General features: G+C 58.1%; 28 protein-coding genes and 2 pseudogenes. 3 read left to right on the top strand and 27 right to left on the bottom strand.

Annotation, left to right across the window (positions count from 1 at the left end; genetic code table 11):
- Positions 1-522: 522 nt before the first annotated feature.
- The 25 genes and pseudogenes from KGL31_13660 to KGL31_13780 all read right to left on the bottom strand — a co-directional run bounded on the left by KGL31_13660 (position 523) and on the right by KGL31_13780 (position 21140).
- On the bottom strand, positions 523-1827 hold the full coding sequence (locus KGL31_13660) for an MHS family MFS transporter (GenBank protein ID MDE2322937.1): 1305 nt from the start codon (positions 1825-1827) through the stop codon (positions 523-525).
- Between the two features lie 513 nt (positions 1828-2340).
- Positions 2341-2757: a PIN domain-containing protein gene (locus KGL31_13665; GenBank protein MDE2322938.1), complete on the bottom strand. Its 417-nt coding sequence runs from the start codon at positions 2755-2757 to the stop codon at positions 2341-2343.
- Entirely contained in the window at positions 2732-2968 is a 237-nt protein-coding gene (locus tag KGL31_13670; GenBank protein MDE2322939.1) for a type II toxin-antitoxin system VapB family antitoxin, read from the bottom strand. Before KGL31_13670 ends, KGL31_13665 begins: the two co-directional genes overlap by 26 nt.
- 495 nt (positions 2969-3463) lie before the next feature.
- A complete protein-coding gene (locus KGL31_13675) occupies positions 3464-3952 on the bottom strand; it encodes a DUF4440 domain-containing protein (protein MDE2322940.1) in 489 nt (162 codons plus the stop codon).
- A 131-nt stretch (positions 3953-4083) separates the two neighbouring features.
- Positions 4084-4299, bottom strand: coding sequence for a hypothetical protein (locus tag KGL31_13680; protein MDE2322941.1), 216 nt, complete (start codon positions 4297-4299; stop codon positions 4084-4086).
- 575 nt (positions 4300-4874) lie between these two features.
- On the bottom strand, positions 4875-5705 hold the full coding sequence (locus KGL31_13685; GenBank protein MDE2322942.1) for a hypothetical protein: 831 nt from the start codon (positions 5703-5705) through the stop codon (positions 4875-4877).
- A 247-nt stretch (positions 5706-5952) separates the two neighbouring features.
- On the bottom strand, positions 5953-6276 hold the full coding sequence (locus KGL31_13690; GenBank protein ID MDE2322943.1) for a hypothetical protein: 324 nt from the start codon (positions 6274-6276) through the stop codon (positions 5953-5955).
- 167 nt (positions 6277-6443) lie between these two features.
- On the bottom strand, positions 6444-7106 hold the full coding sequence (gene radC, locus KGL31_13695) for a DNA repair protein RadC (GenBank protein ID MDE2322944.1): 663 nt from the start codon (positions 7104-7106) through the stop codon (positions 6444-6446).
- A 4-nt stretch (positions 7107-7110) separates the two neighbouring features.
- Complete coding sequence (locus KGL31_13700; GenBank protein ID MDE2322945.1) at positions 7111-10041, bottom strand: type I restriction endonuclease subunit R; 2931 nt, start codon at positions 10039-10041, stop codon at positions 7111-7113.
- Complete coding sequence (locus KGL31_13705) at positions 10014-10400, bottom strand: helix-turn-helix transcriptional regulator (protein MDE2322946.1); 387 nt, start codon at positions 10398-10400, stop codon at positions 10014-10016. Before KGL31_13705 ends, KGL31_13700 begins: the two co-directional genes overlap by 28 nt.
- The gene (locus KGL31_13710) at positions 10397-10702 is read right to left on the bottom strand and encodes a type II toxin-antitoxin system RelE/ParE family toxin (GenBank protein ID MDE2322947.1); all 306 of its coding nucleotides are present in this window, start codon (positions 10700-10702) and stop codon (positions 10397-10399) included. The genes KGL31_13705 and KGL31_13710 overlap by 4 nt, the downstream gene beginning before the upstream one ends.
- 49 nt (positions 10703-10751) lie before the next feature.
- Positions 10752-12050 (bottom strand): restriction endonuclease subunit S, encoded by a 1299-nt coding sequence (locus KGL31_13715; protein ID MDE2322948.1) that lies wholly within the window; start codon positions 12048-12050, stop codon positions 10752-10754.
- Entirely contained in the window at positions 12047-14029 is a 1983-nt protein-coding gene (locus KGL31_13720) for an SAM-dependent DNA methyltransferase (protein ID MDE2322949.1), read from the bottom strand. Before KGL31_13720 ends, KGL31_13715 begins: the two co-directional genes overlap by 4 nt.
- Positions 14030-14197: 168 nt before the next feature.
- On the bottom strand, positions 14198-15538 hold the full coding sequence (locus KGL31_13725; protein ID MDE2322950.1) for an ATP-binding protein: 1341 nt from the start codon (positions 15536-15538) through the stop codon (positions 14198-14200).
- Between the two features lie 140 nt (positions 15539-15678).
- A pseudogene (locus KGL31_13730) lies at positions 15679-16046 on the bottom strand (HNH endonuclease).
- Positions 15977-16135 carry a hypothetical protein gene (locus tag KGL31_13735; GenBank protein MDE2322951.1) on the bottom strand — a complete coding sequence of 53 codons (159 nt, stop codon included), beginning with the start codon at positions 16133-16135 and terminating at the stop codon, positions 15977-15979. Before KGL31_13735 ends, KGL31_13730 begins: the two are co-directional and overlap by 70 nt.
- A 689-nt stretch (positions 16136-16824) precedes the next feature.
- The gene (locus tag KGL31_13740) at positions 16825-17037 is read right to left on the bottom strand and encodes a DUF2283 domain-containing protein (GenBank protein ID MDE2322952.1); all 213 of its coding nucleotides are present in this window, start codon (positions 17035-17037) and stop codon (positions 16825-16827) included.
- A complete protein-coding gene (locus KGL31_13745) occupies positions 17034-17282 on the bottom strand; it encodes a DUF4258 domain-containing protein (protein MDE2322953.1) in 249 nt (82 codons plus the stop codon). The genes KGL31_13740 and KGL31_13745 overlap by 4 nt, the downstream gene beginning before the upstream one ends.
- Before the next feature lie 127 nt (positions 17283-17409).
- Positions 17410-17583 (bottom strand): hypothetical protein, encoded by a 174-nt coding sequence (locus KGL31_13750; GenBank protein MDE2322954.1) that lies wholly within the window; start codon positions 17581-17583, stop codon positions 17410-17412.
- A complete protein-coding gene (locus tag KGL31_13755) occupies positions 17567-17887 on the bottom strand; it encodes a nucleotidyltransferase domain-containing protein (GenBank protein MDE2322955.1) in 321 nt (106 codons plus the stop codon). The genes KGL31_13750 and KGL31_13755 overlap by 17 nt, the downstream gene beginning before the upstream one ends.
- Before the next feature lie 34 nt (positions 17888-17921).
- Positions 17922-18233 carry a DUF433 domain-containing protein gene (locus KGL31_13760; GenBank protein ID MDE2322956.1) on the bottom strand — a complete coding sequence of 104 codons (312 nt, stop codon included), beginning with the start codon at positions 18231-18233 and terminating at the stop codon, positions 17922-17924.
- A gap of 276 nt (positions 18234-18509) precedes the next feature.
- The gene (locus KGL31_13765) at positions 18510-20075 is read right to left on the bottom strand and encodes a hypothetical protein (protein MDE2322957.1); all 1566 of its coding nucleotides are present in this window, start codon (positions 20073-20075) and stop codon (positions 18510-18512) included.
- Positions 20076-20442: 367 nt separating this feature from the next.
- Positions 20443-20624, bottom strand: a pseudogene (locus KGL31_13770) (nucleotidyltransferase domain-containing protein).
- A gap of 50 nt (positions 20625-20674) precedes the next feature.
- Positions 20675-20884 (bottom strand): type II toxin-antitoxin system HicB family antitoxin, encoded by a 210-nt coding sequence (locus KGL31_13775; GenBank protein MDE2322958.1) that lies wholly within the window; start codon positions 20882-20884, stop codon positions 20675-20677.
- Between the two features lies 1 nt (position 20885).
- Positions 20886-21140: a type II toxin-antitoxin system HicA family toxin gene (locus KGL31_13780; GenBank protein ID MDE2322959.1), complete on the bottom strand. Its 255-nt coding sequence runs from the start codon at positions 21138-21140 to the stop codon at positions 20886-20888.
- A 406-nt stretch (positions 21141-21546) separates the two neighbouring features.
- Here KGL31_13780 and leuC point away from each other — a divergent pair, with 406 nt between their 5' ends.
- The 3 genes from leuC to pcaD are packed head-to-tail and all read left to right on the top strand — an operon-like array spanning position 21547 to position 24369.
- Positions 21547-22950, top strand: a complete 1404-nt coding sequence (gene leuC / locus KGL31_13785; protein MDE2322960.1) for a 3-isopropylmalate dehydratase large subunit — start codon at positions 21547-21549, stop codon at positions 22948-22950.
- Positions 22947-23570 (top strand): 3-isopropylmalate dehydratase small subunit, encoded by a 624-nt coding sequence (locus tag KGL31_13790; protein MDE2322961.1) that lies wholly within the window; start codon positions 22947-22949, stop codon positions 23568-23570. Before leuC ends, KGL31_13790 begins: the two co-directional genes overlap by 4 nt.
- Positions 23571-23580: 10 nt before the next feature.
- Positions 23581-24369 (top strand): 3-oxoadipate enol-lactonase, encoded by a 789-nt coding sequence (gene pcaD / locus KGL31_13795; GenBank protein ID MDE2322962.1) that lies wholly within the window; start codon positions 23581-23583, stop codon positions 24367-24369.
- 77 nt (positions 24370-24446) lie between these two features.
- Here the strand turns inward: pcaD and KGL31_13800 are convergent, their stop codons facing one another.
- Both KGL31_13800 and KGL31_13805 read right to left on the bottom strand, forming a co-directional pair.
- Positions 24447-24734, bottom strand: a complete 288-nt coding sequence (locus KGL31_13800; protein MDE2322963.1) for a hypothetical protein — start codon at positions 24732-24734, stop codon at positions 24447-24449.
- A 392-nt stretch (positions 24735-25126) separates the two neighbouring features.
- Positions 25127-26431: a hypothetical protein gene (locus KGL31_13805; protein ID MDE2322964.1), complete on the bottom strand. Its 1305-nt coding sequence runs from the start codon at positions 26429-26431 to the stop codon at positions 25127-25129.
- Positions 26432-26493 lie beyond the last annotated feature (62 nt).

A 26493-nucleotide genomic window follows, 5' to 3' on the forward strand; every position in this document is an offset into this window, starting at 1 on the left:
CTCGGTGGTCGGTTCTGTGGTCTGCTTCGTCATGGCGGTGCTCTCCTCTCGTTGACCGGGTGTCTGCCCGGTGGGTTCAAATGTCACCCGAGAGGGTACACCGCCTTTCTCCTATTTGCACACCTTTTGAATATAGCTCTGAAATATCGCGAAGCTAGCTGCGGGGTATCGCCCTCTGTTCTGGTCCGTCATTCCGCCTGCCTGTGCGTCTCCGCACCTGTCTGCGTCGCACACGCGACAGGCAGGCGCAGACAGGTGCTTAACACGGAATCCAGCCTTTGACATGATGTGTCCCTTCCTCCTGTAATGTGTGCGCCTTATGAGCCTGTCCTGCAAACCCTCGTTCACCCTTCGACATGCTCAGGGCGAACGGTATTGGTATTGAAAACATTGACTTATTCCGTTCGTGGTGAGCCTGTCGAACCACAAGCAGGGGTTTGCAGGACAGGCTCTTATGAGGTTGTAGAAACTCTCCACTCTGAATTCCCGATGCCCGACTCGCCGACGATCGCGATCCGCATGTCAGAGCACGTCGTCTTTTGTTTCGCGCGACACGATCAGCCCGATGAACGTCAAGACCGCCGACGCGGACAGATAGTAGCCGACGTATTGCAGCCCATACGTCGTGGCGAGGTATGTCGCGGCGTATGGCGCCAGCGAGGCGCCGAAGATGCCGGCCATGTTGAATGTCAGCGAACTGCCGGAGTACCGCACGGCGGTCGGAAACAGCTCGGAGAGCACCGTACCCAGTGGTCCGTAGACCAGGCCCATCAGACACAGCCCCACGACCATCGTCATCACCGCGCCCGCCGTGCCGGCGGCGAACATCGGCGCGAGCACCACACCGAATGCGAAGATGCCGCCGTTCACCCACATCAGCATGCGGCGACGCCCCCGCTCGGCCATGACGGCGGCGAGCGGGATCGTCAGCGCGAAGAACAGGATGCCGAACAGTTGGATGATCAGGAACTTCTCGCGGGTGAAGCCAAGCGCGCTGGTCCCCCATGAGAGCGCGAAGACGGTCATCAGGTAGAACAGCACGAAGGCCGTGAGCGACACGACGACACCCACGACGAGCACCTTGCTGTGATCGCGGAGCACCGCCAGCATCGGCACCTTCACCGGCTCGCGGCCCTTCAACGCGTCGCGGAAGACCGGCGTCTCGGTAATCGTCAGCCGCACGTAGAGGCCGACGAGCACCAGCGCGGCGCTGGAAAGAAACGGAATGCGCCAGCCGTACGCGAAGAACTGATCGTCGGTGAACCACTCGGAGAGCGCGAGAAAGATGCCGCCGGAGAACAGAAACCCGACCGGCGCGCCGAACTGCGGGAACATGCCGTACCATGCGCGCTTTCCGGGCGGCGCGTTCTCGACCGCCAGCAGCACGGCACCGCCCCACTCTCCGCCTAGCCCCAGGCCCTGGCCGAAGCGGCAAATCGCCAGCAGCAGCGGCGCCGCGACGCCGATCGTCGCGTACGTCGGCAGCGCCCCGATGGCCACCGTCGACACGCCCATCGTCAGCAGCGCGGCGACCAGCGTCGTCTTGCGACCAACGCGATCGCCGAAGTGGCCGAAGAGCGCGGAGCCAACCGGCCGCGCAAGAAAGGCGATGCCGAAGGTCGCCAGTGAGGCGAGCATGGCGGACGCCGGATCGGACTTCGGAAAGAACAGCCGTGGAAACACAAGCACCGCGGCCGTGGCGTAGATGTAGAAGTCAAAGAATTCGATGGTGGTGCCGATCAGGCTGGCAAACAGGACCTGACCGGGGCTATTGATGCCCTTAATCGGCATGACAGAGGCTGAAGTCGCTGCGCGAATATCGTTCATCGCCACCCGATGATACTCGGAAGAGACCCTCTCGATTCTCGCGAAGGCGCTCCAACCGCGGCCCGCATGCGCACCAGACGCGACATCCGCGCGAGGCCGGCCAGGTCGGTGATGCTGGTGCACGCGGTAATCGACGCGCAAGCCGCGCCTATCCATGCGGTGGTCGCTCTGTCATCGTGCGCATTCAAATCGCTGTCGCTCCGAAAGACCGCATGGCGATCATTCCCTCGTTGCCCCACATCTCAAGCCTCGCCAGTGCGCTCAAAACGACCGGCAAACGCCGGGTCTTTCAGTTGTTCTTCAAGGGAATGATCGAAAGTGGTCTTTTTCATCTCGCCGACGTGGGCACCGTGCTGGGCGACCCGCAGAACCATCTCCGCCCCGCATGGCGGGCAGGCGGTCTTCGGAGCGGCCCTGGGCGGCTCCGGTCAGAAGAACACTCTCCCACCACGGACACTGAACGAGCAGATTCGGGATGCGCTCATCTCTACGCGGCATTGAACGAGTTTTCCCCTACCGCCTTTCCCTCTTGGCGGATGGTGGTGTGTGATACAGTCGGACTCCAGGAATCTGTTCGAAGTGTTTATCGAGGGAGAAGACCAGGAGATGGTGCCCCAGCGCCAAGGCGCCGAGCGCGACATCTGTCAGGGGCACAGTGACTCCCTGGCGTCTGAGGGCGCAGGCGAGTTGTCCGGCGGCCTTCCAGATCTCTGTAGTGATCTCAAGCGTGGGCAGTCCACCGAACACCTCAGCGATCGTCTGTCCCTCCCGTTCACTCCTGACCCCCTGGAGGAGTTCAGCCAGGACGGCGCCCGTTGTGACCGCTCGCTCTTCCAGCACCAGCCGTTCGACAAAGGAGGCGTTGGGGGCCGAGCCCTTGAAATACTCGATCCACAGAGAGGTATCAATGATCACGCCATCGGCGCTCATGCGCGTGAGCCTCCTGTAGCTCCACCTCCTCGAGCTCTGGGGTGACATCGTCAAGAACGATTTGACCTTTGAGGGCGAGGAGTCGCTCCCGCTTCTTTCGTTTCACAAACTCCTCCATCGCCATGACGATGGCCTTCGTCTTGGACTGTTTCCCGGTCATCTTTTGCACTTCCACAAGCAGGCTGTCTGGGATGTTTAATGTTGCACGCATTGCTCTCACCTCCAGGAGATGCTTGCATCGTATGCTGCGTGCAGATGATTGTCAAGTATAATGGAGACAGGTTTGAGGTCTCGAGAGGGGCCGATGGTCTGGACGCCGCGCATAATGACTGTTATACGCCGTCCAAAGGATTAGAATTGAGACCGAGGAGTGGCGGAATTTTCTCTAGGAAATCCATGAGTTATCGGCTTGTAAGGGGGTTGATCGTGTCCGACGGGAGAGGTGCTGATTCGTCCGCGTTTAAGGGGTAATGGTTATCCCAAAACGCTTGACGCACAACATGTCACGCTCTCCCAATGACGCCCCCGGATCGAGTCCGGGGCAGGCTCTTGCCCTTTTCCTAGCCTTCGGCTTCGCGAATACCTGGCGTGGCGACTTGCACCCCGCTCGCTCTGTGCCATGCCCGGCACACACGTTTGAATGCACCGGCCTACGCGGCTTTCCGCACCGGTCCGGTGGAATGTGATGGGTTATGCTTCTCGGTGCTTACTTCTTCTCAGGCATTGCTGAGGAATGGTGGCTTGTAATGAGCCACTCAGAACCATTCCAGCGATAGGTGTAGCTATAGCGTCCGCTGACCGTTGCCCCTGTCTTGGCAAACGTAAATGTATAAAGACCAGCATCAACCGCAGTGTTGCAATCGATCTCAACAAATCGCAAATCAATCTTGCCGGAGGGGCGATCCTCCAGAAAGTGATGGAAGTAATCCTCCTTCTCGGCTGGCGTGAGACGTGGCTTGTTTGAAACGGTGGGCAAGAGGATTGACCGCTCCGCGTAGTTGGCGACTACCTTATGCGGATCACCTGTTTGCAACGAACGATTCCATCGATCAAACAGTGACGCAATCTCCGCTTCGGATGTTGCCTTGCAGCTTTCCGTGCGTACACCTTGCGCACTGGCCTGTGCGACTAGGTTTGAGGCACAGCCTACGAGGGTTGCAGCAACAAAAATCGAACTTAACGACATGAGTTTCATAAAAGGCTCCTTTGAGAGTTGTAAAAAAGAGGCATAACGATGAGTTCAGCGGTGGCTGATTCAAAGGGGGTCACCTTGTCGATGACTACGTGCGCCAGCCGCCAGGTGCAACGGGTAGTTCTACGGCTTCCTTAGACTGCAACAGGGGTGAGCAGGAAAACGCGGGCGAGACGACTGACCACCCTGACATCTCCTCGTCTTAAGGCTCCTCGCACGGCGTCCAGCTTTTCGGCATCTTCAACCGACAAGTACGGTGACAGCCCTTCGTCCGTTTCGATCAGTTCAACGTCCACCTCGGCAACGTATTGTCCCTCATGAACGAATTTCTTGTGCCACCTTATCCTCATAATCTTTTCCTTCTAAAATCATCTACAGTACACGGACATAAGGCCCCTTCGGATATTCCGGGCAATCTTCGACGACCGTGGCCTGTCGGACGCCGAAGAACACGTCTGAACGTCTCGCTCATCATCTCATGCTATCCGTACTGACAAGATTCGGCAACGGGAATTCGTGAGAATCCGATTCCTATGTCCGTCTAACGTGGAGATAACCGGGCAGGCTTCACTCGCGTTGCGGCCCGCGCACTTGCTAACCTGCCCGAGGCGGGTCTCTGTCCCCGGAGCTTCGACGGCTTGGTCACCCTCGCCATCTCCCGGGTAGCTACCAAGGCGTACCGACACTTCCTTGGGCCGGACTTGCACCGGCTGCGTTGATTTACCTTTCACGGCGCACTCTCACTTATATTGACACTGAGGAAGGAGCCTGGCGAGTGACGGCACGAGTATCGGAACGATAGCTAGCGCATCTGTGACCGCGTCGGCGAGAAATGCGATTCGGAGCAGCTTCTCTTGCTTCGACATGCGACGCTCTCGTTTGGGCGGCCCAACCGCAGAGTTGAGCGGCGCGCAGCGGCAAGGCGCTACCACACGGGAAACTGACGGACGATGAAGGCACCTTGCGTATCGCCGAACCACGCAGACACCCACGCCTCGCAGTTGTTTGATGTGACGCACGTCACGTCGTATCCGTTATAGTCAATGGTCTTGGTGCGCCAGTAGTCCAGTCCGAACTGGAGCGCGGCTCCCCCGTTAACCCTAAATCTGGACTCGACCAAGTACCGCTTCCCAGACGTAAACGGGGCGATGTCTCCCCTTGGTGTCCACCAGTGCGCGTAGTCGCCAGGTGTTGAAGCTAGATCAATGCCCAGGACGCCACCACTTACGCGCGAGCTTGAGATGGTTCTGGAGCTAGACCCAGACGCACAACGCGGCACTCTTACCCAAAGCGCGCCCTCACCAGAGCTGAGCGGCGCGCGAGATTGCGAGTACTCCTCACTGGCTCCCGCGACTGCCGTAAGCTGCCCCGTGGAAACGTCTTCTTCGAGAATGCGGATGTAGTCGATCTCTACGCTTGCGGTTGTCCCTGGCTGATGACTTGCGGAGACCGTCATCGCATTCGCCCATGCAAGCACAGCCAGATAACCTCGGGGTGGAGAGTTTGCATAGGTCTGAAGGGTCTGCCGTTCGATGCATGCGTCTTGTGGAATAGAAGGGGCCGCAAACGAACGTATCTCCAGGCGACCATCAGCATCGAGGCTGGCTTGGAGGTTCTGGTAGACAGTGCCGTCGAAGTCAATGGTTGGAACCTTGAGAATACGCGTTGAGGCGTCAAAACTCGTTTGCGCAGAAGCTAATCCGCTCATCGCGGCAAGAACAAAGATGGAGAGCAGCGGTTTCATGCCCAGATTCATGGTGACCCCCTTCGCCGAACGATGAGTTCAGCGGCGGCATTTACGTCATCCGCGGGAACGATTGGTTAGACACATCCTCTGTGTATCAAACTTAAATGGTCGCTGTCCCTATTTACGGTCTCTCCAACTGTGGTGGCCGTGGCTACGCACCCAGGAAGATCGGGCACGTAAACCGAGTAATTATTTTCAGCCTTTTCAACTACTACCTTGTAACGCATCTGGTGAGCCGTGCTCCAGGTGAGGTGCGTTAGTCGTGACCAAATTGAATGAACAGACCGCCCGCCATGATGAGGGCCAAGCCCACCCAGGTCGAGGCAGGCACGCTCTCTCGGAAAACAAGGCGGCCACACAAAATGCTGACCAGGGCAAAGAAGGCGATGTAGACCCCGAGCATCTTGGAGAAGTCCCACATAACCGAGTTCACGACAAGTCCATAGCACCCGAGCAGCGCGCAACCCAAAAAGACGACTGCCAACCCACGCCCACGCAAACCCTTGCGGACGACCGCGTCGCCAGTAACCTCGAGGAGGGCCGCCGCAATGAAGGCCAGCCACGGCAGCAGAGATTTCATGGTTCCACCTCGTGTCTCCAGGTTCCGCAATGCATCTGAAGCCCCGAGTCCCGCGCAGCAGGTTAACTATTGGGGATTATCAGCAGTTGGCGAGGCGTCTGGCCACTCGGCTGGCGCAGAACCGTTTTCACCAATGCGCAAGTTTCTCGACTCGCCGAAGCCATCGGTTACAGCCGCCCCGCTTCCAGAAAGCTGAAGTAACCGCTCCGGTTAAAAATGATGTGATCCAGCAGAGCGATGCCCATCACACCTCCCGCTGCCTTGAGTTGCATCGTCACGTCAACGTCGGATGCCGACGGCTCAAGGCTGCCGGCTGGATGATTGTGCGCGACGATGATGGCCGAGGCTCGGTCTGTCAACGCGTCCGCGAACACCTCGCGCGGGTGAACCGGGCTCCGGTCGATCAGGCCAATGGATACGACCCGGATGTTCAAGATCTCATTCGCGCCGTTGATGCTGGCGCATAAGAAATGCTCCTGTTTCCGGTCGGCATAGTGGCGCACATGGGGTAGCAGGTCAGCCGACGTCTCGATCTTCGCGCCTTCCGGCTTGATGCGGCGCCGCGCGAACTCGAGAGCCGCGAGGATCAGCGCGGCTTTCGCGTTCCCCACACCCGCATACTGGGTGAGATCCTCGGCCTGAACGCGCAGTCCCTTCTCGTCGACCACTCTCGCCAGCTTACCCGCGAGCGCCATCACGTCCATCCCCGGCGTGCCTTTGCCAAGCAGCACCGCAAGCAGTTCTTGATCGCTCAAGGCCGCGGCTCCTTTGCGAAGCAGCTTTTCACGCGGGCGATCCTGCTCCGGGATGTCCCTGATGCGCTCACTCATGGCGTCACGCCGCGGCCGTCAGATGGGTCTCGATTACCGTCATGGCCATGCTGTCGAAGATCCCCCCGGTGTCGGTGTACTTGGGGTCCGCCAGCTCGTCGAAGCGGGCGAGATTGTTGTAGGTGACCTGTATCTCGCCGTTCACCTGGCCACGGTACGCGCCTTCCAGATACATGACATCCGCGCGGTGGGCCTGAACAGTACTGCGGATGCCAGGGTCTGCGACCTTTTCCTCCGTGACCTGTTTGATATAGAGGGCCTCCTCGTCGCTGATGTCGTACGTGGCGCGAATCTTGTCGATCATGTCTTGAACCGAGACCTTCTTCGGCGACGGCCCCACACCCTTCTTGCCCCCGCCAAGCCTGAGTTTCACTTCACCGCCCGCGCTCCGCACCTCGCCCTGATACTGGACAGCCGCTTTTACGACCTCGGTCTGACGGATCTGCTTCATCAGTTCGGAGACGCTGCCTTGTTTGATGAGCTGCGGACCCACGTATTCCACGAACGTGACGAACTCCTTGACCTCGTCGGCGTAGGTGAAGAAGCAGGTCAGGAAGTGAAAGCTCTTCACCAACCGTGCGAGCAGGTAGACAAAGTTCTTGCGATCATCCGGTGAGGTGAGCTTTGCATGGAAGCGCACCCGCAGGCCGTTGATAGCAAACTGTATCCGCGCGTCCGTACCCGTAACCGCCAGCTCCATGAAATCGTGAGCGTCGGTCTGAGTGAAGACCCCCGCTGCGAGGATTTTGACGAGAAGCCTGATGCAAAGCTCTGGGTCGGGCTCGTCAGACTCGAAGGGCGTGCCTTTACGGTACTTGCTGAATGCCTTGAGGATGGCCGACGCATTGTTGGTAAAGTCAACAACCACGACATCCTTCTTGCTTTCGTGGCTTCGGTTCAGGCGCGACACGGTCTGCACCGCGTGGCGATCGACCACCGGCTTGTCGAGGAACATCCCGGCAAGCAGGGGCTGATCGAAACCGGTCTGGAACTTGTTGGCCACGATCATCAACCGATGGTCGTCGCCCTCGAAGCGATCCTCGATCAACTCCCCGTCCTTCAGGTCATTGATGGCGTGCTCGCTGATAGCTTCGTTGGTCTCAGGATGGACGAAGTCCGAGAAAGCATAGAGTGCCTTGTACTCCGCGCCGCGTTCTTTGAGCTTTTCCTTGATGATCTTGAAGTAGCGCAGACCGGCCACCCGAGAGGTAGTAACAATCATCGCCTTGGCACGGCCGCCGATGAGCGGCATTACATCCTTCTCGAAGATGCGCAGCATCACCTCCGCCTTGTACTGGATCAGTCCGTCGTCCTGATAGGCGACATTCTGCAACGCTTTTGATACGACGCCCTTCGGGTACAACTTCTCCTCGTCCGGCTTGGGGACGATCGGGCAGTGCAGGTTGTAGAGCGTCTTATAGGAAATGATGCTCGCCACAACGTCGACGATGTAGCCCTCGGCGATCGCCTCGGCCTCAGTGTAGCTGTCGAACGGCGCCCCGAAAAGGGTGACGGTGGCCGGCGCAGGCGTGGCCGTAAAGGCGACGAAGAGCTGGTTGCGGTCGTGCTCGCGGATGATCTGGGCGATCCACTCTTCCTCGTCCTTCTCGTCGTCCGCCGCGTCCTCGCCGTCAGGGTCCTCGGGCTTGCGGAAGGGCACGCGGATGGCCACCCCCATCCGGCCCTCCTGTGACCGGTGCGCCTCATCGATGAGGAAGGCCACGCGCAGGGTCTTCAGATCGGGGTTCTTCTCGATCACTTCCAGCACCCAGGCGAACTTCTGCTGGGTGGTGACGATGATCGGCTTGCGCTCCATCAGGAAGCGCGGGAGATCGTCAGCCTTGCGCGCGAGACCCACCACATCCTTCAGATGCGTGAACTTCTCGATGTCCTCGCGGATGTTGGTGTCGAGCGACTTGCGGTCAGTGAGGATGAAGACGACGTCTACGAGCTTGTCGCTGGTGCCGGGCTTGAACAAGCTGTGGAGCCGGTCCGCCAGCCAGCAGATCGAAAGCGTCTTGCCGCTTCCCGCCGAGTGATCGATGAGGTACTTCCTCCCGATATCACCCGTCGTAGCGAAATGCGCTACGGCATCGTCGGCCACTTTCCGTACCATGCGACTCTGGTGGTAGCGCGGCATGATCGTGAAGGCGGGCTGCGCAGGCTTGTCCTCCTCGGCATCGCGCTGGGGCACGCGGACAAGAAAGAACGACAGCGCCTCCAGCAGGTGATCTTTCGACAGGACCTCGCGGTACAAGAATTCGACGGGATACTCGCCCGCTGTCTGCGGCGTGTTGGTCAGGCCGGTGTTGTGCCAGCGGAAGTTCTCGACCCGTCGCGGGTCGGTCGCCGCCATCACGTCGCTGGTATCGGCGGCAAGGTAGAGGAACGGGTGCTGGAAGATCTTGCGGGCGTGGTCACGGCCGGCGAACTGCGCCACGGCGTCATGCACGTTCTGGTTCTTCTCGTGCTTGACCTCCAGCGCTACGATGGGCAGGCCATTGAGGAAGAAGACGAAGCCGATCTCCTGGTTGGTCTCGCCGAAGTAGAAGTGCGGGCGGAAGGTGATCCGGTTCTCGCCGTGCTTCTTGGCGGCGGCGCTCTCGGTGGATCGGGGCTTGGGGTAGTAGAGGTGGAACTCCAGCCCACGCACCTTCAGACGGTGGCGTAAGATCATCCAGAGCGGCGTATGCTCCAGCTCCTTGCGAAGCGCGCGAAATACCTCCTCGCGGGCGTCAGTGCCATAGTCATCTTTGAGCTTCTTGAGCTGGTCGGCCTGGGTGGCGTGAAGAAAGGCCCAGAGCTGGTCCTCGGCTATGCACTGCTCGGCGTCGGTGATGTCGGTCTGTTCGAGCACGCCATAGCCGTGTACGCGGACCAAGAAGGCCGCGATGTGCTGCTGAAAGGTCAGCTCCGGGGCTTTCTTTCGCGGCATGATGCGGAGGTCCGAGTCCGTTCGGTGCGATAGTGCGCGGGAGCCTCAGCGACATGATCGGCCGCGGGCGCATCTTCCGGTTCAATCACCACGCGAACCCTGGCCTTCAATGCCCGTGCCACACGGCGAAGCATGCTCAAGGAATGACCCTCGTAGCTCGGCGATTCGATGCGGCTGATTTGCTGCTGAGAGGTTTTGAGTTTGCGCGCGAGATCCTTTTGAGAGAGACCGGCCTTTTCGCGCAGCGCCGCAATCTGCAACGCCACGTCCCACGCCTCACCCGCTCGCTTGAACCGCTCCGCAAAATTCGGGTCTCGGAGTTGCTGTTCGAGATGAAGGTCAAAATTGGTTTTCTTCATAATTTCATTCTCTCCTGCCAGTCGCGCATGCGCTCCCTGGCAGTATGAATATCACGAGCCGGGATAGTCCGGCCTTTGTTGCGGATGCCATGCACCGCGACGATCCGGCGATGCTTTACGAAAAACCACAACACGCGGGTGTTGAGCTTACCCACGTGGCGCAGTTCAAACAACCCGTCGCCCAGTGCCTTGGTCAGCGGCTCGCGGTGAGCCTGTCGGCTTCGTAGCTTTGCCAAACCAGCAAAGACCGCCGCGAAGTCGTCCGGATCGCTCGCCTCCAGCTCATCGAGAAACTCGCGCATGGGGCACCTCCCCGCCGCAGTTTCATAGTATTCTACCGTAAACTCCATATTACGGCAACATCATATCTGATGTAGCTGTCTCTGTGCTCCGTCGCTGGCCGGTGACGCACTCGTGGATCAGTGACTTGCGGTAGGCGACGAGGACATCAATCTGCGACCCAATGTGATCGCGAACCTGCTTCTGCTGAGATCTCTGTCGCTCGATCTCCGCAACCACACTGCGTTGGACTCCGATCGAGGGCAGCGGAATGTTAATGAGCCCGAGCTCCTTATGGCTAAGCCCCTGCCGAGATGCGCCTGTAAATGAGGAGAGAACTTGCCCCTGGCCCATCGGCGAGGAAAGGAATGCAGCAAGAAAGCGATGATCGATCTTGTGGTTGCCACGAATGATGCAAACATGCTGGTTGACGTTTCCTTCCCCAAAGTTCTCTGGCACAAACGTGCACCGCCCAATCGAGGCACCTGTGATGTTGAGCAGCACATCACGTGGTTTGAGCTGACTGTTCGACATTTCGGCATGTGTCTCCTCCGAGATGAAGGCAACATCATCGAGACGCATGCCGTCGAAGTGAATGTTCTGGCTGCGCAAGAGCGGAATGCCTTCGCTCAGGTAGCCCGTCGCTCCCCCTTCGGGGGTCACGCCACTCCCGATCTTCGATGCCAAGTCTTTGACCCGTTCTCTCGGCCACCCCTCGTTCGCGAAGGCCCGATGAAGTGACGCTTGAAGAATCGCATCCAGCGTTTCGAGCTGGCGGCGTTTGGCGGACACCGCCGCGTCAATCGCCGCGCAACTCGCATCCAGATACGCCGCGATCCTCTCTTGCTCCGGCAGCGGAGGGAGCGGGATCAACAACTCTCGAAAGGCGTGCTGAGATAAGCCCCAGCGAGTTACACCAACTGCTTTGGCTTCATACTGAGCACGGAATGCTTTCGATGCGTGCAGCCAATACAGAAATGTTCCGGAGACACGGCGAGAGCGCGGCCTGATTAGTGCCAGGTGATACCCACAGAGGACTCCCGGTAACTCTTGAGCGACCATGGCCGCTATGGCGATGTCATCCGGTGTCTCCGAATCCTTGGTTACTAACACGTCCCCGCGCACAATCTGGAACTTGCTGATTTCCCTCGGTTCTGCGGATGCCTCCATAAAATCGATCGTGTCAGTGATCCGTCCGTTCTTGTACACGTCAACGTAGTTGCAGAGCCTCACTGGCGTTTCCTCGTCCAGCGTGTGTTTGTCCACATTGCTGAAGAGCACATCCGCTACGGCGTCAAGCCGACAGCGGTCCCAATCGGTCGGTAGTTGCCCTTCCCAGGGCGCGAGCGGATTGAGTTCGCTTGATGTCATCGCGAGTTCGCCAACCCCTCCAGCATCCTCTCCGACTCCTTCTCCAGCTTCCAGAACTCGGCGAGTAAATCCTTGGCGGGCGTGGGCGGCTGGTAGCGGTAGAAGTACTTGTTCGGAAGGATCTCGTAGCCGAGCTGAGGACTGTCCTGCCAGCCGATGATGGGTTTGGCGATCTCGCGCTTGAGGAACACCTCGATCTCCTCGCCGTGCGGGATGTATTCGTCGTCCTTCACGTAGTGGCGATGGGTCCACTCCACCGAGACGATCTCTGGCTTGCCCTCCATGAGCGCCTTGAACTTTTGGGTGGCGTTATCCTTGGGACCGAGGATCAATGTCTCCGTCTTCTCGGTCTTGCCCGCCTTCAGGCGCACGCGGAAGGTGAGGTTGCTGTCATAGAACTCCTGCTCCTTCTTCAGGTTCGCGGCGGTGAAGGCCTTCTCGTAGGGCTCGGTGACGGTGGCGGGCTTGTCATGCTCGTCGAACTGCCAGAAGACGACGTTGACCTTGTGGTAGGCGAAGTCCTCGCGCCGGAAGATCTTCACCTGGTCGTCGGCGTAGCCGTTCTTCCAGCCGTCGCGGTAGCGATCCTCGATCCACGCGCGGTGGGCGTCGGTGATGCGGTTGCGCTTATTGCCGAAGGACTTCGGTTCTTTCTCGAACTGCAGACGGGCGTCGATTAGCATCACTCGGCCCTGGTGTGAGACGGGCTTGTCGTTGCGCAGCAGCCAGATGTAGGTGAAGATGCCGGTGTTGTAGAAGAGCTGGTCGGGCAGCATGACGATGGCGTCGAGCCAGTCGTTTTCTAGAATCCAGCGGCGGATCTCGCTTTCGCCAGAGCCGCAGTCGCCATTGGAAAGCGGCGAGCCGTTGAAGATGATGGCGATGCGACTCGCACCCTTCTCCGGCTCCTTCATCTTCGCCAGCATGGTTTGCAGAAAGAGCAGCGCGCCGTCATTGACGCGCGGCATTCCGGCCCGGTAGCGAGTCGTTTTCAGCTTGCGCGCCTCGGTCTCGTAGCCGTCCTTGCCGCCCCAAGTCACGCCGAAGGGTGGATTGGACAGCATGAAGTCGAAGCGGAGCTTCGATTCGGGCAGTTGGTCGCCCGGTTCCTTGCTGTGTGAGTCGTGCGGGATGAGCGAGTTGCCGAGATGCACCTTGGCCTGCTGGTCGTTCTTGATCAGCAAGTCGGCCTGGCAGATGGCATAGTTGGTCGGCGACAGTTCCTGGCCGTGGACGGTCACATACTTCTCGACGTTGGCCTTCTGCGCCGGTGTGGTCGCGCGGTCGAGTAGATGTTCCTTGGCCACCGACAACATGCCGCCCGTCCCGCAAGCCGGGTCGTAGATGGAGAGATGGCGGTCAGGGATGGGGATATCGAGCAGCTCCACCATCAGGCGAATCACCTCGCGCGGGGTGAAGTGTTCTCCGGCCTCCTCGCCGCTCTGTTCCGAGAAGCGCCGGAGCAGCTCCTCGTAGATGTAGCCCATCTCCAGCGGCGAGAGCGTGTCCGGGCCGAGTTCCAGCTCCTTGTACTGGTTCAGGATCGGGGCGAGGCGATTATTCTTCACCATCTGGCCGATGGTGGCCCGATAGTTGAAGTGCTCGATGATGTCGTCGACGTTCTTCGAGAACCCGTTGATATAGGCGCGGAAGTTCTCTTCGAGAAGCGCGTGGTCTTCCTCGTAGACCCTGCGCAACGTCCAGCCGGTCTTGTTGGAGAACGGGGCCGTACTGGTTTCGAGGCCCTTCACCAGCTTCGCGAGTTCCTTCTCGGTGAGCCCTGGCCGCTTACCGCGTACCTCGGCCGCCTTGTCCTCGCGCCACTTGATCAGCACGCACTCCAGACGGCGGATAACAATGATCGGCAGGACGACGTTTTGGTATTCGTAGGCCTTAAACTTACCGCGCAGCCGCTCGGCAGACTTCCAGATCTCGTCAGCAAGGTTATCGAGCTTGGGTTTGTTCAAAGCAAGCGACATCGGTTCGCGTTTCCTATCGTCTCGTCTTCAGTTGCGCTCCCGACATCGGGGCCGCGCAGATGTAGGTCCTTGGGATCGCCTCGCACTCGGCTTCACCAACGCCTAAGGGGGCTAGCGTTTACCGGTGGCCGTCCGGTGCGACGCGTGTTAGGCGGCTCTTCTCGCGAATCATCCACGATATACGATTGGAAGGCTGCGCTCGGCTGCTGCATACAGTTCCTTGCTAGACTTACACAAGATTTCCGTGGGAATCCCAAGCGCCTCCATGACGGAAGCAAGTAGCGATACGACACTGACAATCAAACCGTGCAACCTATCGTTACCTGACGCATTCTCCGCCTTCTGGACCTTAAGCTCTAAGAACGACTCCGGTGCTGTCCCTGGTGGCGCGAGCGCAGAATCCTCTTGACACACTGGGACACCGCAGTTTCGCACATGCAGCAAGAACGCCTCGGAGTCAAAGAAGGGGATCTTCCGCCACACATTGAGCAGGCGTACCTTGCTAAACACAGGACCCGCAATCCCTGCCTTGTTGATTGCGGCGAGGTGCATTCCGTATAGCGCTGCCAACACTACAATAAACTGATTTGTGTCGACGATCCTTTCCACTGGTAACTTCTGCAACTGAAGCACGAAGTCCTTGGCGAAAGTGAAGCGCGAATTGCACCGAGGGTCGCCCAATGCCACAGGTACCGTAAAGATCGAAGCGCCATTCGCGTAGAACTCCCACGTCAAGAGCCGATACTGCGGGTCGTTCTGGCCGATATGTCTCGCCCCAAATCCCTCCGACATCGTAAACACGTTGTCGAAGTTCAGACTGATCGGACTGGAAGTGGGCGAGCGTACCAGCTCAGCAAAATCCGTAAACGACAAATCTACGCTATCGCCGCGATCACCGAACAGATCCTGTATGAAAAACAAGCGGAGGAAGGAACTGTTGCTTTCAGTTTTGGAGAGCACGTGCTCTGCGGTCAAAAACGACGTGAGACGCTTTCGGGACTGCTGGCCTCGATCAACAAGGAGATCGATCACAGCGCGATCTGTCTCTGGTTTCGGCTCTGAGCTGTCCGCCACACGTCGGTAGATCCGCCCGGAACTATGGATGTACGGCGGATTTGCCCCACTCCCAACACGTACTATGACGATGGCTTTAGAATGGGTCACGGCAGCATCCGCTGAAGGTCCGTAGACCACCCGGATTTCGAAGTGCGGAGTCGGATCCGTATGCGCGCGAACCGCGTCTCTGATACGGTCCACACAACCGCTAACCGTATCAGCGTCGAGGCCAGGAAAGGCCGCCGCAGTCCGCAACCCGTCTTTAGACTCTTGAACGCCTATGAATAGCCAACCGCCTTGGTGGTTTGCAAAAGCCCCCACCGACTTGGCGATGTCCTTCGGTGACGGCAACAGCTCTTTGTACTCAACGAACCATCCCTCGCTCACGTGCCGAAGGGTGGCGAGATCGTCGACAGAAACTGAAGCAAGATCCTTTTCGAATGGCGAGTACATTTCTCGACCTCCAGCAGCTGACCGCTGGTGCCTTGGCGATGCTGCCTAACGCTAGGTGTCAGCCGCACCTGGAAGCCAGACCAAGGCGCAAGCGGAGGCTGGAAGACGTCGGCTGCATACCCTTGTTCGGCTGTGTCTGGCTAGAGAAAAAGGCCGAGGCGCATCCACTGCTGCCGGGCCGCGACCTAGCCGTGCTGTTCATCCCCAAGCGTACCACTGTTGTCCTGCCGATCGGGGTGAGCCCTTCGATCTCTCCGCTCTCGGCAGTGATACGGAAATGGTCCTCCATCGGGTGGAACAGACGAACAACCACATGGCTCTCGGGATCATTGCCGCTGATGTGCGTGGCCTTATAAAGATTGCAGGCGCGGCAGGCCAACGCCCAATTCGCGGCAGTATCGTCGCCACCCCGGGAGACTGGCACAATATGTTCGACCTCTAGCGGTAGGTTGAAGACGGCTTCCGGCGCGTGGCAATACTCACACCGATGGCCGGCCCGGAGCGCCACCCGTGTTCGGCGTGCTTTGTGTCAGCAATGGCACAGCAGGAAAGCCCGTCGTGCTCCGGTGGGATAGGCAAGATGGCTACCTTTGTCATGGCGATGGCCTCCCGCTGGCCAATGTAACACGTTCAAGCCGTACTTTCCCTTGGGCTATAGCCGAACGGTATTGAGTGGGCTGGTCAGTCTAGCTCTGTTACAACCTGTTCACGTTAGGAGGGATTATACGGTAGTTCCCATCGGTTAGAAAGACTAAAGCCGGAAATGCGCCGATCGCGAACACTGCAGCGGCCGTCAGCCTCATCTTGTGTGAGTCGCAGACCCGCCTGCGCGTGGCGCGCGGGCAGGCGATCCGGGCGCATTCCGAGTGCATCGGCCGGGCCACGGACCCCTCTACCCCCTCGATTCAGCAGAGTAGTAGAGATTATGGTGGTACCCACATCCCGGTGCCTCAGCAGTTCCTGGACCGTTTTGATTTTTGAGACTTGCATAAGTAATGTAGACAGCGGATGTCTTCGTTCCGTTCATGGTGAGCCTGTCGAACCATTAGCGGATCAGCCTTCGACAAGCTCAGGCCGAACGGATGAGTGTGTGGTGCGTCTTGCATTACTTATGCAAGCTTCAATAGGTGAGTGGCAAACGAGTGGCGGAGGGTCTGACGGCTTGCCGATTTAGAATTTCAGGTCTCGCGGTCATAGCGCCAATGGCGCTGCGGCTCCTCGTCGGGTGAATTAATGATGGGACGGTCGATAGTGGTTTGCGGCATAACCCTCGCCTTCTCCATGTTTCAACCCGTGATAGGGACCGATTCAAACAACAGCCGACGGACATCCGTCGTCGACGCACGTTTCGAAAGGTAGAGCATCTCGATGCCCACTACGCGATCCTGTTCGTCATAATCCACGATGATGCCCGGTGCAACTTCTTCGGAACGGCTCGCCGGCGTCTCGCTCAAATTGAGATACAGCGCGTCGGCCTGTTCATCAACTTTCAGTTTCATGATTTTGTCCTCCTGCGATCGAAGTATGCCGTGACTACCCGCTGCGGGCTCGCAGTACCGTTGACGACCACCCGCAGCACTCGGTTACCGAATTCGGCGACCGGTGCAAGGCGATGTTCCAGATTCGGGTCAACCGGGTCAGGCTCGATCCATTCCGGCCGAGTTAGAACCTGCTTGACCCATTGCAGCGCAATACGCCGCTTTTCCAGTGCGTCGCGTGCATGCTGGGTCAGCGCGTAGTCCATCTCAGCACTGCCAGTTTCCTGCGCACCTCCCAGATAAACCCTTCTCTTCCAGTGGCCGCTCTCTCATCGTGCGCATTCGAATCGCTGTCGTTCCGAAAGATCGCCTGGCGATCATTCCTTCGTTGCCTCACATGATACGGGTGGCCGGATGCAACGGTTCGGCTAATCCGTAGCAGGCACGATCATGACCGTACACACCACGAATTGTCACGATAATAGTACCTGTCCCTATTTTCCCTCCACCGCCGTAGGCCAGCCACTGTACCACCTTTTGCCGAATCATTTCATCGAGGACGCTCATAAAGCACCTTCCCTTCCAGGGAGGCCGGGCGAGCGACGGTGCCAGGAATATCACGGTCGCGCTCGAACTCCTCAGGGGTAATGACCACGACGTCCCGTGCAAACCCCAAACCGGCGAGCGCCCGATCCATCGCTACCATCAGTGACCGGCGACTGCCAGTCAGCGGGCATACCACCAGAAGATCGACATCACTGCACTCATCCGCCGTTCCCCGCGCTTGCGAGCCAAACAGAATCACGCGGTGTGGTTGAAATTGAGCGACTAGACGATCCCTGGCTTGATTTAATACTTGCTCGCTGATCATCTCCCGCCTCGCAACGTGCTCATCGGCGTAGAACCTAATCTTCTGTTCCATACAGCTTCTGCTTCAGCTTCGAAGGGGTACTCTCCCTCAGAGCCTTGACGAAGGCCTTGCTCTCTTCGATATCGTGGTCGATCTCGGATCGATGGTCGTAGTAGTAGGCCAGTGCCGCGTAGACATCCGCCAGAGTCAAGTCGTACTCAGAAACAATCTCATCAACGCTTTTGCCGATCCGCTCATGCCAGATCACAATGTTTTGCACCGTAATGCGATGCCCTGCAATACGAGGCTTCCCACCAGCTATTCCAGGGGTCACCTCGATATGTTGGTCCAGCGTTTTCGTAGCCATACTATTTTTCCTTTCGCTCTCTTCTCATGCGCCGCGTAACGCGATAGTGATGATCCGCGCCGCCCCTCGGTTCAGGAATCGGACGAATGAAGCGCAGTGGATCGTCCGAATATCGCCTTCCTCTAGTGTTGTGTGTCTAACGTTTCTTTACATTCACCGCTCACCCCGAGCCTATCCAAGGGTGAAGCATTTCGGCCAGTTCCATTCATGGTTCGACAAGCTCATCATAAATGCGGTGTAAAGGAATTTATCGGACACTACACCAGAACCACGTGCTCAGGCATTCCATGCGGAAACTACAAATCGCAGTTGACCGGAAATGCCCGGCGCGCTCTTGCTATCGAACGGAACTGCCATCTGCAATTTGCCGCTCTGGAGTATCTTGTAGGCGAGGGACTGGCTGGCGCGACCGAGATTCTTACTCTGCCAGTCGAAGGTGACTGTCCAGCTCTCGCCTGCCTGTTGAGGTGGGACGATCTCGATGATCATCGTATCCCGGAACAGATATCCACCCTCAAAATGCGCGTCGGGCCAGAATTTGCGCTCAACCTCATAATCCGGTACGCGCACTCCTAGAGTCAGACCGTACGCGAGCGAAGGGCGTGCCGGGTTGACGCGGGCGCGATTGGCCAGGAATACGGAAGACAGAAATATACTCCTGGCGCTCTTGTTCGCTGGGTCCACGAGTTCCTGATGGCTGCGGCAGGCAACCGAATCCTCTTCCGCCACACGGCGCGTGAGATACCAGCGTTTGCCACGAGGCGAGGCCACCAACTCGAACTGGTAGAGGGCGTTAACCGGCTTGCCCTGGATATCAGGCGGCACCTGAACCGCCTCCACGTCCACCCAGATGTCGACCCGTATGTCTCCGAAAAGGAAGCGCGTGAGGTTCTGATACGCCTCCTCGCTATTGACTATGCCGAAATAGCCCGAGTGGGAACGGTAAGCGTACGCAGTGGCACATGGGGTCGACACCTGCCCTTTGCTGTTCACGCCCCAGACCGAGGCATTTTCAATTCTGACTAACCCATCGCTACCGTGCCCGGAGAAGGTCCTGGACAGACCCATGGCGACCTCATAATCCGCCCGATTCGTACCGGCCATACAAAAGAACCGGTCAGACGGGAAGGTCTCTTCCGGCAGCCAATCCACGCGTCCGGTCGCCTTGTAGAGGGATTCCAGCTTGAGATAACCGGCCATGTACTCGCGATTGAAATTGTTCATGTCCATAGCGCTTAGCCATTTGGGAACGTTGAGCCCAGCCATATCAATGCCGTTGTGAGGCGTAGCATAGGTAAATACCTTGTCCACGTACCGTCGGGCCTGATCATCCCCCAGATCAGGGTTCTGCAGAAAGGCGCGGCAAATGAGGCCCCCCATCGAATGCGCGACCAGGTAACAGCGAAAATTCTCTGGAGTAATCCCGCTGTCCGGGTGAGCACAGACCAGATCACGAATGCGAAGGATCAACTGGCTCAACCCTTTCGCGAAATCCGAAATTGCTGGAGTCGTTCCGGTACCTAGGAGTGTAGAGGCCTGCTCATAATAGCGATAGATCACTATCGATCTAGGCGGGATTGTGCCTTCCCAGTCGGTGTCCATGATATCCAGCCCATTCTCGTAAATATCTGCGTATTCGTAGTCAGAGGTAAGCCGCAACACGGGAGACTCGAAAATGAATTTCTTTGCGGGTCTGTCCTTCTCCGGCGTGGCGCGATAAACCGTCGAGCCGAGGTTGAAACCGCAGAACGGATCAGCGGTAGTTTCATCCTGCTCTCGCTCAGTCATGGCGTAGCCGCGGACATAGATGATCGGATGAAACGGGGCGTTTGGGTTTGGCATGACTTCCTCCAAAATAAAAAGCCGCGGTTTCCACGACACTCAAAGAAATGACCAGTGGGGCTGCGGATCAGCGGCGGGCGTACGCACGAGCGTGCTCGCGTGGACGACTATCCGCTGCAGCCGCTTGATGGCCGACGCGAAGCGTCCACGCCATCTATTGAGTACATTGGTCGGTCTATTCCCGCCAACGAGTTTTGTATTGATGGCGGATTCTAGAATCGTATTCAGCGGTTAGCAAGCGATTTTCTGACCCTTTGCCCTCCGACAAACGCTGCTGGTATGGTCAGTCTGCGTGCGGAGGCGCACAGGCAGGCGGAATGACGGGCCAGAACAGAAGACGATACCACGCAGCTTGCCACGGGGTAGCTCATTCCCTCTGTCTGTGATGGGGCTTATTCTGTATGGCCTCTGCAACTTCTCGTCAACATCGGAACCCTCGTCCGCTTCGCCCCGCGCGCGAGACCCAAACAGAATGACCTTCGTGGGGCGAGATGCGGCTACAATGCGGCCAATAGCTTCTTGAACGCTCTTGTAATGCCGGAGGCCAATCGCATCTCATCGCTATGGGATCTCGGACCCACCGACCTTCCTCCGCTATTTCACGCGTACATGAGGCGTCCCTTGGGCTGAGGAATGGGCCGCCCAATCGCCTTGGCCGTTTCGACCCATTCCCGAATAGCCGCCTGCGCATTGGCTACGGCTTCTTCGTAGGTAGCCCCATCGGCCATACAGCCGGGCAGTTCCGGTACTTCGACTACGAAGGCATCGTCCTCCCTGCTCCAGTAGATAATGAGTTCGTACTTGCTCATATCAATCCTCCGTCATGTGATAACGCAGCAGGATCTGTCGGACCTGCTTCATCTGATACGGCTTCCCCTTGCCGCCGCGTGGCTGCAAGTTGATAATTTCCGTCACCCCTTCCTTGTAGAAGATACGGTGGTTCCCGTGCCCCTGGCGCTCAGAGAACCCGAGATGTCGCAGCATCACACAGATTTCCTCGAAATCCATGCTCGCGTCCGCCGAGCCCAGCAGGAGCTTTTCCCGCGTCTTCTTCCAGTTGCTCATGGTAGGTCGAGGATCTTCAGGCTCTCAATGTCCCGGTCGTCCACATCAAGCCGTGACCTGCGCGCGCTTGGTCGCTGATGTCCCCGGTCTCCTTTGATCGATCGCCTAAGAAAGACGCCAGCTTCGCGCTGCCGCCTAAAGCAGCTACCTCGCGGTCAAAATCATCTGCGTGCTCCAGGACGAAGTCTCGCCTGTCACTGAGTGAATCAAAACCGCCTCGGATTTCGCAAGTGCAAGCACTTCGCCGAGCGAGTGCTGTCCTTTACTAAGCTCTAAGCCCTTCGACAACTGGCGCGATTCTCCAGCCTTTCCACGGACTTGTCAAGCTCCTCAGTGACCAGCCTATGAATCCCGTGCGACGATCGGGCTTGCGGCAGGCGCTACCTTCTGGCACAATAACAGCGCTATGGCTGAAACCCTTCTTGACAAGGTCTGGCGGGCCCATACGGTTCGAACGCTGCCCTCGGGGCAGACGCAGCTTTTCATCGGCCTGCACCTGATCCACGAGGTGACCAGCCCGCAGGCTTTTCAGATGCTGCGGGAGGCGGGGCTCACCGTCCGCTTCCCGGATCGGACCTTTGCCACCCTCGACCACATCGTCCCCACCGCCTCGCAACTCCGCCCCTTCGCCGACGCGATGGCCGAGCAGATGACCGTCCACCTGACCAGAAACTGCAAGGAGTTCGGCATCTCGTTCTTTGACCTGGACAACGACCGGCAAGGGATCGTTCACGTCATCGGGCCGGAGCTTGGACTCACCCAGCCGGGCATAACCATCGCCTGCGGCGACAGCCACACCTCCACCCACGGGGCGTTGGGGGCACTGGCGTTCGGCATCGGCACCAGTCAGGTGCGCGATATCCTGGCGACCCAATGCCTGGCAATGGCGAAGCCAAAGCTCCGGCAAATCCGGGTAGAAGGCAGGCTGGCGCGTGGGGTCTACGCCAAGGATGTGATCCTGGCGATCATTGGCAGGTTGGGTGTGAATGGCGGGGTGGGTTACGCCTATGAGTACGCGGGATCAGCCATTCATGCGATGTCGATAGAAGAGCGCCTAACTATCTGTAACATGAGCATCGAGGGCGGGGCGCGCGTCGGCTATGTGAATCCCGACGCCACGACCTTCGAATATCTCAAGGGACGCCCGTTTGCGCCGCATGGCGAGGCGTTTGACCGGGCTGTTGCCTGGTGGAGGGGCATGGTGACTGATCCCGATGCTGCTTTCGACGATGTCATCCGACTGGACGCCCCCTCGATTGAGCCTATGCTCACCTGGGGCATCAACCCTGGGCAATCGATAGGGGTGGGCGAGCGGATCCCGCATCCACACGACGCGCCCGATGTGGACCGGGCTGCCTGGGCCGAGGCACTCGCCTTCATGGACCTTGAGTCCGGCCGGCCAATCGCCGGGACGCCGATCGATGTCGCCTTCATCGGCTCCTGCACCAACGGACGTCTCTCTGACTTGCGGGTTGCGGCCGAGGTTGTCCGGGGGCGAACGGTGGCGAAGGGGATCCGGGCCCTCGTCGTTCCAGGGTCCCAGGCAGTGGCTAGGGCGGCCGAGGCCGAGGGATTGCACGAGATCTTTCTGACGGCCGGGTTTGAGTGGCGCAAGGCGGGCTGTTCGCTCTGTCTTGGGATGAATGAGGATAAGCTGACTGGCCGCGAGATCTGCGCCGCTTCCAGTAACCGAAACTTCAAGGGACGCATGGGCAGCCCCACGGGCCGGACCCTCCTCATGAGCCCGGCCATGGTGGCGGCGGCGGCCATCCAAGGGCGGATCACAGACGTGCGAGAGATGCTGCCATGAGACCTGTCTGCGGGCCACGCACAGGCAGGCAGGACGATATTCGACGCCGGATCGCCGGTCGCGCGATTTCGCTTCCCGGCAACGACATCGACACAGACCGGATCATCCCCGCCCGCTTCCTGAAATGCATCACCTTCGAGGGGCTTGAGGCTCACGTCTTTGAGGACGACCGCCGCCAGATGCCGGATCATCCATTTAACCAGGCCCGGTGCCGTGCTGCGACGATCCTGGTCGTCGGCCAAAACTTCGGCTGCGGCTCCTCGCGAGAGCATGCGCCGGAGGCACTCCGACGCTGGGGCATCCGGGGCATCGTGGGCGAGTCGTTTGCTGAGATCTTCTTCGGCAACTGTACGGCGATTGGGCTCCCCTGCCTGACGTCGCACCGGAAGGACCTGGCGGAATTGGCGGAGGTCCTGGCGCAGCATCCGGATCAGGAGATCATGCTCGATCTGGAGAATCGGCTGGTGCGCTTTGGCGACCGGACGATTCCCGCCATGATCCCTGACGGAACCCGCAATCAGCTCCTGACGGGAACCTGGAACGCGATGGGCGTCCTGCTGGAGGCGAGAGAGGATATCGATCGGGTGGCCGGGTCTCTTCCATACGTCACCGGCTACTGAAAGTGGCTAGATGAAGCTCACTGCTAACGGCATCGAGATCCACTACACGGTCGAGGGAGATGGGCCGGTGATAACGATGAGCCACGCCCTCGGGTGCAACCTCTCTCTCTGGGACGAGCAGGCTAAGGCACTCAGCGGGCGCTATCGGGTACTCAGGTACGATACGCGAGGGCATGGTCAGACCAGCGTTCCTCCCGGCCCTTACAGCCTCGAACAGATGGCTGACGACCTGCACGGACTGCTTACCGGACTTAGCGTCACAGCGACGCACTTCGTGGGAATTTCCATGGGTGGAATGATCGGCCAGATCTTTGCGCTGAAGTACCCGTCGATGGTCCGAAGCCTGGTCCTCTGCTCCACCACCAGTCGCTACCCGTCCGCCGTCCGGTCAACCTGGGTGGAGCGAATCCGCACCGTGGAAACGAAGGGGATGAAACCGATGGTGGAGCCGGCGATTGAGCGGTGGTTCACGGCGGCGTTTCTGGAGCGTCGTCAGGGTGTGATAGACGGTGTACGCGCCATGATCAGAGGTACGCCTCCACAGGGGTATATCGGCTGCTGCTACGCAATCCCGACGATCGACGTGACCGATCGTCTCGGTAACGTTCGCTGCCCGGCCCTCGTCATTGCGGGTGAGAACGATCCCGGGACTCCGGTTACCATGGCGCAGGAGATTCGCGCCGCCCTCCCCTCCTCCGAAATCGCCATTCTGCGTGCCGCTTCGCATCTCTGCAACCTGGAGCAACCGGAAGCGTTCAATCATGTTTTGCTCGGATTCCTCGACAAGGTAACTGGGTAACGCGGACCCACCAAGAACAGAAGGAGGCCCAGCCTTGGGGCCTCCTTCGTCTTGAAAACTACCGTAGCTTCTGAGTCCTACTCGATCATTTGTAGAACCCGACTCTGAACATTTGAGGCTAACGTCATCATCTCATTGCGGAGATCCTTACGCTCATCGAGGGCCAGAATTTTATCAAAGTTGCCGAAGTCGCCAACTTCAATCGTAACGATTCGCTCCAACTTATTAGCTAAATGGTCCCCGTAGACGTGGAACCTCGAGACCCCCGGGTTCGCGAGCCAGAACTTCTTCATCTTGCCAGTTAAGAAGGCATCCAACGCCGCCTCTTGCTCTGGCTTAACTTCACACATGATGTGGTAGACCATGTTGCCCCTCCTTTCACGCTGGGTTTAAACTGCGGCACGCTCTCATCACGTCTACGCTCTTAGTAGCCTCTGAAAAGGCTCGGCGGAAATAGCACGCCCTTCGGGTCGTTACCATTACACGAAGGACCGCTTACTGTCAATCAAATTACGGTTGATCCGTCCTCTCGCTCTGTTCAAGGGCCACCTCAGTGGGCAGACAGGTTGGACAGCAATACTACCGCTAATATATCCCCTTCATCTCAAAACGGCTAGTAGCATCATGTGAATTTGTCGCCCTCACCCTTCACTCTTCTTAACAACCGAAAAAGCTCTACTCATCACTATTCTAGATCTTTAGATTCCATACAGTACGATATATCCCTTCATAGATTATATGAGGTCTGCACACCCCATTATCTGGAGGGTCCGTTTCCGTTGCTGTTGACAGGGTACCTTTTTTCAAGGGTCAAGAGATACTCCCGTATGCTCCCAAGCTTTGCGAGATAGGTATAGGTCTCTTCTTTGAGTCTGGAGGCAAAGTAGCGACGCGTGTTCCGAATCATCGTTCCTTTCTTAACCCAGTCCTTCCCGCGCTTCGCAATCACCCTATTCAATCTATTGGGACCTCCGTTATAGGAAGCGGCCCAGCAGTCTTCGAGCATTTCAGTAGAGATGGAACAGATTTTTTTGACCGTTGGAGTCCACCAGAATGACATGTCGGAGTCAAAAAGGGTGATTGAAGCCTTAACGGCATTTACATGATCTTGCATACCATGCACAAATACCGGATCAAGCTTGGCTTCAGGAGATTCGTTAAGAATCCGCGCGTAGGTGGGGCAGATAAACTGGCTGATGCCCACTGCCCCGGCGGGCGAGACACTCATCCTGAACGCTGAATCCTGGTTAACGGCGACCTCTACCCAGTACTTTTCGATGAGCCGTGATAGCGTCCCGTTTTTCTCATTGTTTTTGAATTCCTCCGGATCCATATGCTCATCAACAAGAAGCGCGTGAATAAAGTCAATTGAGGCGAGTTCACTCAGGTTCTCTTCAGTAAACGTCTTGGATGTCACGTTAAGGTCGTCCAGATCTTGAAGCGCTTGTAAGATGGCCCGCTCCAGATACCTGCGCCCCTCTTCTGCGATTTCGGGCGTATGGAGTTCCGAGGAGTAAGGGACATAGGAACCGATAAGTAGCTCTGCCGGGCCTTGGCGGCATGTCCGTTTGCCGGTTTTGGAGTCAACCACCACGGTGCGCGCTGTACGAGACGTCCACATCGTAAGGTTGATGATGACAAAATCTTCACCATTGCAGGTGAGCAGCAGATCCCTGTTAAAGCCCCAGCGGCTGCCGCCACGCCACATTAACCTACAGTTGTTCTCTTCAGCAATGACTTGAGGAGGCTTCACGTAAGGGTGGTTCTTACGTTCAAGCAGAACGGTTTCTTTGAAGATAAAATCTTTCAGCTCTCCGGTTTTGCTATTCAGCCCCACTAGCGCCACGTCCCGCATCAGCGCCGGATGCTTTACGTAACGAGCAGCACGTCTTCGTCCTCGCCGTTTCGATGGCCTGGCAACGGGAATAGCTTCTTGAACCGTAGTAATCTGATGAGTTAACTCAAGCCCCTCCAGTCGATTCTGAGCCTCTTTAATCTTTTCAAGGAGCGGGGGCTGAGCCAACGCCTGATAACTGCTTGCGAGCAATATGAACAGGATCACGACTACAGACGTAAGAAATGCTGCGATATGGGTCCTAAAACCCCCCTCACCCGAACCCTCTC

The sequence above is a fragment of the Candidatus Methylomirabilota bacterium genome (assembly GCA_028870115.1).
Classification (GTDB): Bacteria; Methylomirabilota; Methylomirabilia; order Methylomirabilales; family Methylomirabilaceae; genus Methylomirabilis.